At 62.5% G+C, this 11766-nt stretch carries 10 protein-coding genes and 1 CRISPR repeat array; of the genes, 5 read left to right on the top strand and 5 right to left on the bottom strand.

The genetic code is table 11. The features are described from left to right. Positions 1 to 339 precede the first annotated feature (339 nt). Complete coding sequence (locus tag Q0520_RS08830) at positions 340 to 561, top strand: hypothetical protein (RefSeq protein WP_298669003.1); 222 nt, start codon at positions 340 to 342, stop codon at positions 559 to 561. Positions 562 to 782: 221 nt separating this feature from the next. On the opposite strand, the gene Q0520_RS08825 is transcribed toward Q0520_RS08830, so the two are convergent. Further along, on the bottom strand, positions 783 to 1172 hold the full coding sequence (locus tag Q0520_RS08825) for a PRC-barrel domain-containing protein (protein ID WP_298669000.1): 390 nt from the start codon (positions 1170 to 1172) through the stop codon (positions 783 to 785). Positions 1173 to 1322: 150 nt separating this feature from the next. Here Q0520_RS08825 and Q0520_RS08820 point away from each other — a divergent pair, with 150 nt between their 5' ends. Beyond that, a complete protein-coding gene (locus tag Q0520_RS08820; RefSeq protein ID WP_298668997.1) occupies positions 1323 to 2879 on the top strand; it encodes an MFS transporter in 1557 nt (518 codons plus the stop codon). 25 nt (positions 2880 to 2904) lie between these two features. Then, a complete protein-coding gene (locus tag Q0520_RS08815) occupies positions 2905 to 3051 on the top strand; it encodes a hypothetical protein (protein WP_298668994.1) in 147 nt (48 codons plus the stop codon). A gap of 48 nt (positions 3052 to 3099) precedes the next feature. On the opposite strand, the gene Q0520_RS08810 is transcribed toward Q0520_RS08815, so the two are convergent. The 4 genes from Q0520_RS08810 to Q0520_RS08795 all read right to left on the bottom strand — a co-directional run bounded on the left by Q0520_RS08810 (position 3100) and on the right by Q0520_RS08795 (position 6402). After that, complete coding sequence (locus Q0520_RS08810; RefSeq protein WP_298668991.1) at positions 3100 to 3243, bottom strand: hypothetical protein; 144 nt, start codon at positions 3241 to 3243, stop codon at positions 3100 to 3102. 207 nt (positions 3244 to 3450) lie between these two features. Next, positions 3451 to 3759 carry a hypothetical protein gene (locus tag Q0520_RS08805; RefSeq protein WP_298668988.1) on the bottom strand — a complete coding sequence of 103 codons (309 nt, stop codon included), beginning with the start codon at positions 3757 to 3759 and terminating at the stop codon, positions 3451 to 3453. A 107-nt stretch (positions 3760 to 3866) separates the two neighbouring features. Next, the gene (locus Q0520_RS08800) at positions 3867 to 4349 is read right to left on the bottom strand and encodes a HEAT repeat domain-containing protein (protein WP_298668985.1); all 483 of its coding nucleotides are present in this window, start codon (positions 4347 to 4349) and stop codon (positions 3867 to 3869) included. Positions 4350 to 4437: 88 nt separating this feature from the next. Continuing rightward, positions 4438 to 6402 (bottom strand): PAS domain S-box protein, encoded by a 1965-nt coding sequence (locus tag Q0520_RS08795; protein WP_298668982.1) that lies wholly within the window; start codon positions 6400 to 6402, stop codon positions 4438 to 4440. Between the two features lie 180 nt (positions 6403 to 6582). Here Q0520_RS08795 and Q0520_RS08790 point away from each other — a divergent pair, with 180 nt between their 5' ends. Then, entirely contained in the window at positions 6583 to 8577 is a 1995-nt protein-coding gene (locus tag Q0520_RS08790; protein WP_298668979.1) for a DNA topoisomerase subunit B, read from the top strand. Beyond that, positions 8567 to 11002 carry a DNA gyrase subunit A gene (gene gyrA / locus Q0520_RS08785; protein ID WP_298668976.1) on the top strand — a complete coding sequence of 812 codons (2436 nt, stop codon included), beginning with the start codon at positions 8567 to 8569 and terminating at the stop codon, positions 11000 to 11002. Before Q0520_RS08790 ends, gyrA begins: the two co-directional genes overlap by 11 nt. A gap of 56 nt (positions 11003 to 11058) precedes the next feature. Next, positions 11059 to 11758: direct repeats of the CRISPR family, unit length 29 nt; unit sequence CGGTTCATCCCCACGCGTGTGGGGAACAC. Positions 11759 to 11766 lie beyond the last annotated feature (8 nt).

The raw sequence follows: 11766 nt of genomic DNA, 5'->3' as shown, positions 1-11766 counted from the left end.
AACCCCGGAGTAGGATTAGGTGGGGACACAGCAATCTCCATCCTCAGATGTCTTTTCGCTCTTTCTAGGGTCAATCGCAGGTAGGGATCAGGGACAACGAGCGATAGTGTGTTCAAGAAAAACTTGAGGTTTTCGAGGCGCCCCCGGTCTGCGAAATGGGGGATGGTGGAGGATCCGTGCCTCCCTCACTGTGATCAGGGGGAGACGTCAACCCAGTATGATGATTCCAACAGGGCCCAATTTTGCTATGTTTATCATTTGCGAGGCAAGGATCATGACGGTTCCGCCCTCTCACCCATGACAGGGTATCTATACCTAAACGGAGAATGAAACAGTGTTATGGAAGAGCGTGAAGACCTGAAAGGGAAGAGGCTCGACTCCGAAACAGCCTGCGGTTTCTGTATGGGAGGATTGTGCTATCTCCTTATTCTCCCGATCTGGTATCTGTATCATTGGGGGCCGGGGGTCCTTGCCCTCTTCCTGGCGTTCGTGGGGGCCATTGTTATCGGATGGGGGTTCTACCGGGTCGATCAGATCTATAACTGTCATCGAGAGATGTAAGGGGCGACGGCCCCGGCCCCTCTATAGGCCCCCTCAAAATGCCGTATAGGTGGCTATTTACAATTTTTGTAAGGCTTGTTAACTAATGCATGACGAGGGGGCGCACTATGCCCCTCTATCCTCTCGTGCAGGCCTGCAGAGATGATAATTTACAAAAATTGTAAGTTTAGTTATCCCACAGTGTGCCTAAGATATCTATTGCCTCTTTTCTCCTCCCCCTCTCACGTGACCTTCGTCTCCCAGACAGGTTCGACGCCGTAGAAACGGTACACCCGCTCGAACCACGCAATGTCGTCGGCCTTCGGCCAGTGGCCCTTGTCGAAACTCGGCGCCGTCTCGAAGGTCTCTTTCCTGACCTTCAGGGTGAACTCGTCCGCTTTCGGGTCGCGGGAAAGCGCCTGCCAGGGCACAGGGTAGAGTTTCTCCCCGAGACCCATGATCCCGCCCGATGAGAGGACACCGAAGGTGACCAGGCCCGAAGCCGTGTCGATCATCAGGGAATGGATCACGCCGAGATGTTCGCCTGTCGCATTCTTCACCGTACTCCCGAGGATCGTGTCGAGCGACTCTATCCTCGGATAAACAATCGTTACCGGGGCTGCAAAACCCATAAATTTCTTTCCCCCCTCGTCTGCGGTCGGCCCGCGCCGCCTGCAGGATGATGCCCCTGTTGTCATGGGGAGATAAGAAGATTGCGTCAGGTCCGGGTGGTGCCTGCATAGTATTATCTACCCGGGCGCCGTGATCGGTCGTCGGGGTGCATGTCGATGCCAGGGAATGACGGGACAAACTGGGGCGTCCTTGTCATCATCTGTATGGCCATCTTCATCATGGTCATCGACACGACCATCATGAACGTCTCCATCTCGGCCCTCGTCGTCGACCTGAACACCACGGTCCCGGCGATCCAGGCGGTCATCGCCATATATGCCCTGGTCATGGCCTCCTTCATGATCATCGGCGGCAAACTCCAGGACGTCATGGGCAGGAAGAAGGTCTTCCTGGTCGGCCTCGCCCTCTACGGCGCCGGCACTTTCACCGCCTCGATCAGCCAGAACGTCTTCACCCTCCTCCTCGGGTGGGCGATCCTCGAAGGTCTCGGCGCCGCCCTCATGCTCCCGGCGACGACGACCTTTCTCACCGCCACCTACGAAGGGGCGGAAAGGGCCTTCGCCTTCGGCATGTGGGGCGGGATCGGCGCGGCCGGCATGGCCTTCGGGCCGATCATCGGCGGATACCTCACGACCTTCTACACCTGGCGCTGGGCCTTCCGCCTGGAACTTGTGGTCGCCTTCATCGTCCTGATCTTCTCGTACCTCCTCACCGAGGCGAAGCCGACGGCCGCGTGGCGGGACATCGACGTCGCCGGGACGCTCCTCTCCTTCGGGGGACTCGGGTCCATTGTCCTCGGCATCCTGATCATCCGCGTCCCCGAACTCTGGGGAGTCGTCCCCGTCATCCTCGGCATCGGGATACTCTGCCTTGCCGTCTTCTATCTCAGGCAGAAGCACAGGAAAGAGCGGGGGGAGATGCCCCTCATCGACGTCGTCATCTTCAGGAACCGGACCTTTACGGCGGGCAACGGCGTGAGCATCGTCCAGAACGTCGCCATTGCGGGTTTTCTCTTCATCATCCCGGTCTTTCTCCAGAGCGTCACCGGCATCGACGCCTTCACCACCGGCCTCACCATCCTGCCCATGTCCCTCGCCATGTTCGCCCTCTCGGTGGCGGCGTCGCGGCTCGCCGCCGTGGTGGCGCCGAGGACGCTCATCCTCATCGGTTTTGCCGTCGCCATTCTCGGAACGGTGATGCTCCGCGGCATCTTCTCCGCGGCGATGGTGCCCGGCGAGGTGATACCGGGGTCGGTGGTCTTCGGGATCGGCATGGGCCTTGTCTTCTCGCAGGTGACCAACCTCACCCTCTCCTCGACGTCGAAGGAGCAGGAGAGCGACGCATCCGGTGTGCTGAACACGGCCAAGCAGATGGGGACGTCTTTCGGGACGGCGATCGTCGGCGTCGTCCTCCTCCTCTCCCTGGTCTCCGGCATGGTCTCGGGCATTGCCGGGTCGACGTTCGCGACCGGGGCGTCGGAGGAGGAGATCACGGAAGAACTGGTGGCATGGGCCGAGAAGATGAAGACAGGGGCACCGCCGCCCGACGTCTCCGAGGAAGACATGCCCGAGGCGACCGCCATCGTCGATGCGTCGGTCAGCGGAGCGATGCAGTTCTCCTTCGACGCCATATCAGTCCTCCTGGCCCTCGGCCTGGTCGCGACCTTCTTCATCCCCTCCTCCCGGCGGAAGGAGGGAGGGGCCTGAACCCCTGAAAGACCGCGGAGGGATCGTGCCGTCGTCCCTTTTTGAGACCGTCATCGTCCGCACTCTTGCACGGTTCCCCGGCACAGGGCGCGTCCACCTCGTCCACTTTGCGGCGGTGCGGGAGGGTGCGGGCCTGATCGTTATCGAGACAGGGCACGCCGGGGATTTTTGAGCAGGTCGCTCCTCGACCGCGACGCCACGAGCAGGACGCACGTCCCCATCATGAGTCGCCCGAGACCTTCTGGTCAGGACGGACGGCGGCACCTGCCGGCGAGCATGAGATCTTTTCGCGAGTCATCGTCCCGACCGACAGGATCTTCTGCGTCTTCGTCGAGGACACGCGGGTGAGCGTTGCACGCTGCAAACGCCACTCCGACGTGTGCGAGCGAGGTCGACGGCGTGTTTACGTGGGTGGAGTTCAGGGGGAAGGGGTACGCAAGGAAGGCGATGGGAGAACTGGTCGCCGCCTGCGGGTCGGAGGACCTGTATATGTTACGCGGTCGTGCCTCTCGTCGCCTTCTACGCCCCACCCGACTTTGTGCCGGTGAGGGAAAGAGAGGTGCCGGCGTCGTCACTCGTACGTCCCGACCTGCGGGTCGGCGACCCCGAGGGAACGGTCGACCTCGACGAGCAGGCGGCGGAGTATCCTTTTGACGTCCTCGGCGTCTTCCCTGTCCATCGTGCCGGGCTGGTGCCAGATGACGCGTTTCCTCAACTGCTCCACGAGGGCGTCCACCTGCGTGCCGGCGAACCTGGCGGGCACGACGAGTTCGTCGAGGTGGTCGGCCGCCCCGTAGAAGGCCTGCTCGGGAGGGAGGGAGAAGTGCCGGGCGAGCGCTACGAGGGGGATCACAAAGCCCCTGCCGAATTTGCTCTCCATGGAAAGGGGAAGGCCCTCATTCCTGAAAAAGGTATCACCGTGCGGGTGCGTGAGCATGAGCGCGGTGAGCGCCGGGCGAGCGGCGGAGAGAGGAGAGAGAGTGGTGGTCAGGTCCCTTCGAAGGCCTCGCTCACCATCCCCTCGTAGTCCTCGCCGTGTTCGGTGTACTGGCGGTTCACCTCGTCGACCCCCGCGGGGTCGCCGATCTTGAGCAGCGCCGCCGCGGTCAGGACGCGGCAGCAGACCGACGACTCCCGGCGGAGGAGTTCGATGAGGTGCGGCACGGCTTTCCTGTCGCCGATCTCGGCGAGGGCCCAGACTGCCGGGTTCGTGACCCCGTCCTCGCCGCCGCTGGAGGCGACCGCGATCAGCGGGTCCACGGCAGGTTCTCCGAGGCGTGCGAGTGCCATCGCCGCCCTCCAGCGTTCCGCACCCGTCGTCCCGTCCCTGAGGGACGCGACCAGCGGGCCGACGGCCACGTTACCGACCGCCCTGAGTTCGTTCATCGCCCGGAGACTGCTGGCGATGTCGCCGTTCTGGACGACGGCCACCAGTCCGGGCATGTCCGTTCTTCCTGTAGTCTTTTCCATTGCGGCACCCCCCATGCATGCCACGGCAGACCCTTCGCCCCCGGAACACATAGAGATTTACGAATCAGAAGTGCATGGCATAGATTTATCAGGGGCGTTTTTCCGGCCCCGGCCCCGGCCCCCTCCCCCGGCGTCCGGCGATCCCGGCGAGGAGGACGCCATGGACCCGCTCGGCCTCGGAGACGTCCTCGCAGGTGACGTAGCGGGTGCCGTCGCTGAGCACCACCGGCCTGAAGACGACGGTCTTCCTCTCGCCGTCCCGGCACCGCACCCTGAAGAGCCGCGGCCCTCCCTCCCCGGCATCTCCGTCCGACACCCAGGTCCTGACCACCTTTTCCCGCTCCGCAGGGTCGGGGAAAGCCGCCCCAAACCAGGCGTCGCAGTCCGGGATATCGGAGAGAGTGTAGCCGAAGACCGTGGTGAACTTCCTGTTCAGGAAGAGGATACCCCCCTCCCTGTCGATGACGGCGACCGGAGAGGGCAGGAGGTCGATGATGTCCCGTAACCGCCTCTCGCTCCTCTGGAGGCGTTCCCCGGCGACATGCCGGCTGATGGCGATGGACGCCTGTTTGACGAAGGAGTAGACCAGTTCCCTCTCCGTGAGGTCGCGGCCGCGGGGGAGGAGGACCATGATGTTCCCGAAGACCTGCCCCTCCCAGAGGAGGGCGAACATGCACGCCCTGACAAAGTCCCCGCGTTCGAGGATATCCCTGCAGACTTCCTCGGAGAACCGCCCCACCGTGATGGCGGACATCGGGATACCTCCGTCGCCGGGTTCGCGGGCGAGACGATATTCCGCCGTTCCGTTCTCCAGCAGGGCCCTGATGTCGTCGAAATACGGGGACGACAGGACACCGACGAAGGGGATGGCCACGCCGACCACGTCCCGCCCCACGACGTCTTTCACCCCGGCCCTGAAACGCTCGTCCATCACCGCCCGCAGGGAGAACTGTCCTTCGTCCTCGTCGTAGGAGAGGACCGTGACGCCCGCACCCGGCACGAGTTCGGAGACCCGCCGGGCGATGAGGGCGTAGATGTCGGCGCCGGGCGGGAGGTTGACGAACTCCATCGCCGCCCGTGCCAGGAACTCCATCTTCTGGATGTACTGGCGTTTCTTCTCCTCCAGGCTCCTGACCGCCGTGATGTCGCTCCCCGTGCCCTGGTACTCCCTGAGCGTCGCCTCGCCGTTGACGATCGCGCGGATCGTCCAGGAGAACCAGCGGGTCTCCCCGGTGGTCGGCATGACGACCGGGACCTCAAGGGTGCAGACGTCGGCGTCCGGTCCGAGTCCGCGGAGTTCGGCCTCGATCCCCTTATGCAGGGCCGGGGGGACGAACTGCCAGAGGGTCGTCCCGGCGAGGTCATCCTCCCCGATGCCGAAGGTCTCCCTGAAGGCGCTGTTCACGAAGGTGACCCGCCCGCCCGGCAGGAAACGGCAGAGGGGTTCTGCCAGGTCCTGCACGATGGTGCGAAACTTCGCCTCGCTCTCGTGCAGTTGCCGTTCGTACTCTTTTCTCCCGGTGATGTCCTCGAGGACGACGGTGCACCCCCGCTCGCCGTCGTCGAAGACCGTCGGGATCACCTCCATGCTGTAGAAGGACACCCCGCCGTCGTCCCGGCGGCAGGAGACCTCGGTGTGGACCTGCTCGCGCCCGACCCCCCGGATCGTCTCCGCCACATCTTCGCCTGAGACGACAGGGAGATGTGCGTCTTCGAGGCGCAGACCGACGATGTCCTTTTTTTCCACGCCGGCGAGGTCGAGGAAGTGGTCGTTGACCTGCACGACGCGGAAGGCGCTGTCGAGGACCAGGATCATGTCCTGCGTGAAACAGAGGAAAGAGGAGAGGGGGACGCGCTGGGCGACCGAGTAGACCTTTGCGTTGCCGATGACCGCCGCATCGACCTGCCCCGCGGCCCGCAGGACTTCAAGGTGTTTCGAGACCGAGTTCCGGTTGATCCGGGTCTTTTTCGCGATCTCGGTGATCGTCATGCCCCGCGGCCTGAGCCTCAGCGTCCGGAGAATGCGGGACGGAGTCTCGTCCTTCGTGTCCATGCCTCCACCGGGCGAACATGTGCAGGTCTGGCACGATATATTTTCTGCCGCCGGCCGGGACCGATCCCCCACCCCCCGGAAGCGATGGTGTTTTTTCGAGTACCTTAAAGAGGTTTCACACCCAATATGTAGTGTGAATCCACGAACTTTGCGTCCCTTGTTTTTCTGTGGGGGTCATCTATGAGAGATTCATATGATGCCTCCCATATCACTGTCCTGAAGGGCCTCGAACCGGTACGTGAGCGTCCCGCCATGTACATCGGCTCGACCGACACGCGAGGCCTCCACCACCTTGTCTACGAGGTCGTGGACAACTCCATCGACGAGGCGCTTGCAGGGTTCTGCGACCATGTCAGGGTGACCATCGGGGCCGATGGTTCCTGCACCGTCGAGGACAACGGCCGCGGCATCCCGGTCGACACGATGAAGTCGGGGAAGAGCGCCCTCGAAGTGGTGCTCACCGTCCTCCACGCGGGCGGCAAGTTCGACAAGAACACCTACCAGGTCTCCGGCGGTCTGCACGGTGTCGGCGTCTCGGTCGTCAACGCCCTCTCGACCATCATGAAGGCGACGGTCTTCAGGGACGGTCGGGTCTATGAAATGACCCTGTCCCGCGGCCTGATGACCTCCCCTCTCACCTCGCGGGACGAGAGCATCGACGAGATGAAGGCACGGTACAGCCGGGTCTACGGTGCCGCCGGCGCGTGGGATGGCGTCGAGGACCGTGCCCTCTTTCTGGAGCAGTTCGGCGACCGTCTCACCGGCACGAGGGTCTGCTTCATGCCCGACCCCGCGATCTTCGAGACCGTCGAGTTCGACTACGATGTCCTCGCTCACCGGATGCGGGAACTCGCTTTCCTCAACTCCGGGCTTGCGATCACCATCTGTGACGAGAGAAACGGCGAAGAGGACTCCTACTGCTACGAAGGCGGGATCACGGAGTTCGTCCGCCACCTCACCGAGAGTGACGAGCGTATCCACGAAGACCCCATCGCCGTCGACCGGAAGGACGAGGAGAGCAGGGTCGAGGTCGAGGTCGCCCTCCAGTACACGAACACCTACAAGGAACAGGTCTTTACCTTCGTCAACTCGGTGAACACGCGGGAAGGCGGCACCCACCTTGAAGGGTTCAGGAGTGCGATCACCCGTGCGATCAACGCCTCGGCAAAGAAGAACGACATCCTCAAGAACGGGGCGTCGTTCAGGGGCGAAGATGTCAGGGAAGGACTGAACGCTGTCATCTCCCTCAAGGTCGCCAACCCCCAGTTCGAGGGGCAGACGAAGATGCGCCTTGGCAACTCGAATGTGCGGGGGATCGTCGACTCCCTTGTCTACTCCTCCCTCACCGAATATTTCGAGGAGAACCCGAAGGTGCTCCAGGCGATCGTCGGCAAGGCCATCCTTGCCGCACGGGCGCGTGAGGCGGCGCAGAGCGCACGCGACCTCGCCCGGCGGAAGAGCACGCTCGAAAGCACCGGTCTCCCTGGCAAACTCGCCGACTGCTCGGAGCGCGACCCCGCGAAGAGCGAGATCTATATCGTCGAAGGTGACTCTGCGGGCGGTTCTGCAAAGCAGGGGAGAGACAGACGTTTCCAGGCGATCCTACCTCTCAGAGGCAAGATCCTCAACGTCGAGAAGGCCTCGCCCCACAAGATCCTGAAGAACGCCGAGATCCAGGCGCTCATTGCGGCGATGGGTACGGGGGTCGGCGAGAATTTCAACGCAGAGAAGTCTCGCTACCACCACATCGTCATCATGACCGATGCGGATGTGGACGGGGCGCATATCAGGACGCTCCTCCTCACCTTCTTCTTCCGGTATATGACCGAACTGATCGAGCGCGGGTATGTTTACATCGCCCAGCCGCCCCTGTTCAGGGTGTCTCGGGGCAAGAAGGAGAGGTACGCCTACCGTGAGGAGGACATGAAGGTGATCCTCGGCGAGATGGGCGAGACGGGCATCTCGGTCCAGCGGTACAAGGGTCTTGGTGAGATGAACGCCGAACAACTCTGGGAGACGACGATGGATCCTGAACACCGTGTCTTCAGGCAGGTGCGGATCGAGGACGCGAGTTACGCAAACGAGATTTTCGAGAAGTTGATGGGCGACGACGTGGAACCGAGACGGGAATTTATCTGGAAACATGCACAGGAGGTGAAGAACCTTGACATCTGAGGGAGACGAGGTGCACAGGTCTATTATCCCGGTGACGGTCGAGACCGAGATGAAGTCCTCGTACATCGACTACGCGATGTCGGTGATCATCGGCCGGGCCATCCCCGACGTGCGGGACGGCCTGAAACCGGTGCACAGGCGTATCCTCTACGGCATGGGGGAGATCGGTAACACTCACGACAAACCGACGAAGAAGAGTGCGAGCATTGTCGGCTGGGTGATGGGGAAGTACCACCCGCACGGCGACTCTGCGATCTATGATACTCTTGTCAAGATGGCGCAGCCGTTCTCGTACCGCTACATGCCGGTCGAAGGGCAGGGCAACTTCGGGTCCATCGACGGCGACTCTGCGGCGGCGATGAGGTACACCGAGGCCCGCCTCACGCCCCTTGCCGAGGCGATGCTCGAGGATATCGAGAAGGAGACGGTGGACTTCACGCCGAACTTCGATGAGTCGACGAAGGAGCCGACGGTCCTGCCGGCGAAGGTGCCGAACCTGCTCGTGAACGGGTCGTCGGGTATCGCCGTCGGTATGGCGACGAACATGCCGCCGCACAATCTCGGCGAGGTCTGCGACGCTGTCTGCGCCTATATCGACGACCCGGCGGTCCCGGTCGACGACCTGATGAAGTGTATTCCTGCTCCCGATTTCCCGACGGGCGGCGTGATTATGGGGCGTGCGGGCGTGCGCGAGGCCTATCTCACCGGCCGCGGCAAGTGCGTGGTCAGGGGTGTGGCCGAGATCGAGGACGAGGGGAGGACGCCGCGGATCGTCATCTCCGAGATACCTTTCCAGGTGAACAAGGCGAATCTGGTGGAGCAGATCGCGGACCTTGTTCGCGATAAGAGGATCGAGGGGATCTCGGACCTGCGGGACGAGTCCGACAAGGACGGGATCAGGGTTGTCGTCGACCTGAAGAGGGACGCGATGCCGCAGGTCGTCCTCAACCAGCTCTACAAGCACACGCCTCTCGAGAGCACGTTCGGGATCATCAACCTCGCCATTGTGGACGGGAAGCCGATGGTGCTCAGCCTGCCGGCCCTTCTCGGCCATTATCTCGACCACCGGATCGAGGTGGTGCGCAGGAGGTCTGAGTTCGACCTGCGGAAGGCGAACGAGAGGGTGCATATCCTCAACGGCCTGATCCTGGCGCTGACGAGTATCGACGACGTGGTCGCGGCGATCAGGTCGTCGCCGAGCGCCGATGCGGCGCGGGGGACGTTGGTCTCGCGGTTCGGTCTCGACGAGGCGCAGGCGAACGCGATCCTCCAGATGCAGCTCCGCCGTCTGGCGGCCCTCGAGCAGCAGAAGATCCAGGAGGAGAGGGCGGGGCTCCTGAAGGAGGTCGCCCGCCTGGAGGAGATCCTCCGGGACAGGGCCCATATCCTCGCGGAGATCAGGAAGGAGGTCGTGGCGATCAGGGAGAAGTTTGCTGACCCGCGGCGGACGCAGATCGCCGCGGCGGTCGGGGAGATCACGAAGGAGGACCTGATCGAGGATAAGCCTGTGCTCGTCTCCCTGACGGCGACGAACTATATCAAGAGGATGCCTCTTGACGCCTACCGGATGCAGCGCCGGGGCGGGAAGGGTGTCATCGGTATGGCGACGAAGGAGGACGATGTGGTCACCGACGTCTTCACGGCGAGCACGCACGATTATCTCCTCTGTTTCACGAATGTGGGCCGGATATACTGGATGAAGGTCTACGATATCCCGGAGAGCACGCGCACGGGGAAGGGGAAGGCGATCGTGAACCTCCTGGACCTGAAGGACGAACTGGTCAATGCGGTCATACCGGTGCGGGAGTTCGACCCGGCGCATTTCCTCTTCTTCGCGACGAAGGGGGGTATGGTGCTGAAGGTCCCGCTGGACGAGTTCTCCCGGCCGCGGCCGAGTGGTATCCTGGCGATCAAGTTGAAGGAGGGCGATGAACTGGTGGATGTGAAGGTCACGGACGGGGAGCAGGAGGTGCTCCTGACGACCCTGAAGGGCCAGAGTCTCCGCTTCTCGGAGGAGGCGGTCAGGCCGCTCCACCGCAATTCGCAGGGTGTCATCGGGATCAGGATGCGGGAGGGCGATTATCTGGTGGCTCTGAGTCTTGTCTGGCGCAACCACCTGCTCACGGTCACCGGGAGCGGGATGGGCAAGAGGACGGACTTCGACGAGTTCCGCGGCCACGGCCGGGGCACGATGGGTGTGCGGAACATCCAGCCGCCGTACGGCGACGGTGTCGTCTCGGCGAAGGCTGTTTCGGACGGTGACGAGATCATACTGATGAGCGCTTCGGGGATTGTGATGAGGACGTCGGTCGATGGCATCTCGGTCCAGAAGAGGGGGACCCGCGGCGTGCGGGTCATGAAGATGGACGGGGGCGACCGGGTCGTCGGGTTCGCGGTCATCCGTCCCGAGGATGACGATATTTAATCTTCTTTTTTTTGCGACGGGGTGAGTCCGCCCCCCGGTGGGAGAGAGGGTGTGGGGGTCGTATCCCCGCAGAGGGGGGGAACACTAAGTTCTACTCTGCTATTTCCTTGAGTAGTTCGGTTCATCCCCACACGTGTGGGGAACACACGTCGCCCAGGTCGTCACAGATGTTGAACACCGGTTCATCCCCACGCGTGTGGGGAACACTGACGGATACTATCGTTTTGCCCGATAAGTTCCGGTTCATCCCCACGCGTGTGGGGAACACAGAAGGTCCGAAAGAGTCCGATACTTTGAGTACGGTTCATCCCCACGCGTGTGGGGAACACATTGCAGTGGTGCCTGTCATCCTGGTGCTCATCGGTTCATCCCCACGCGTGTGGGGAACACACGGGTCGGAACCGCGTAGATCGATCTCTGGCCGGTTCATCCCCACGCGTGTGGGGAACACCGGTGTCCATCGCGGTATCCGTGGGCATATTCCGGTTCATCCCCACGCGTGTGGGGAACACTGAACCCGGCGCAGGTGATTTTTCAATTGAAACGGTTCATCCCCACGCGTGTGGGGAACACCGGCGTTGGCGATCCTCCTCCCTCCGCTGTGCCGGTTCATCCCCACGCGTGTGGGGAACACTTTATTGAATCCTCTATAGTCTGGACGATGCCCGGTTCATCCCCACGCGTGTGGGGAACACGAGTTCTGGTTTCCTGCTCATTCTACGCACTCCGGTTCATCCCCACGCGTGTGGGGAACACCGGGGCTG

Source organism: uncultured Methanofollis sp. (assembly GCF_937919355.1).
Lineage (GTDB): Archaea > Halobacteriota > Methanomicrobia > Methanomicrobiales > Methanofollaceae > Methanofollis.
This window is presented reverse-complemented; position numbering and strand designations above follow the sequence as displayed.

What these genes read in the sequence shown, in the direction of transcription:
- Q0520_RS08830 (WP_298669003.1), top strand. Translation starts at nt 340, where the DNA reads ATGGAAGAGCGTGAAGACCTGAAAGGGAAGAGGCTCGACTCCGAAACA.
- Q0520_RS08825 (WP_298669000.1), bottom strand. Translation starts at nt 1,172, where the DNA reads ATGGGTTTTGCAGCCCCGGTAACGATTGTTTATCCGAGGATAGAGTCG.
- Q0520_RS08820 (WP_298668997.1), top strand. Translation starts at nt 1,323, where the DNA reads ATGTCGATGCCAGGGAATGACGGGACAAACTGGGGCGTCCTTGTCATC.
- Q0520_RS08805 (WP_298668988.1), bottom strand. Translation starts at nt 3,759, where the DNA reads ATGGAGAGCAAATTCGGCAGGGGCTTTGTGATCCCCCTCGTAGCGCTC.
- Q0520_RS08800 (WP_298668985.1), bottom strand. Translation starts at nt 4,349, where the DNA reads ATGGAAAAGACTACAGGAAGAACGGACATGCCCGGACTGGTGGCCGTC.
- Q0520_RS08795 (WP_298668982.1), bottom strand. Translation starts at nt 6,402, where the DNA reads ATGGACACGAAGGACGAGACTCCGTCCCGCATTCTCCGGACGCTGAGG.
- Q0520_RS08790 (WP_298668979.1), top strand. Translation starts at nt 6,583, where the DNA reads ATGAGAGATTCATATGATGCCTCCCATATCACTGTCCTGAAGGGCCTC.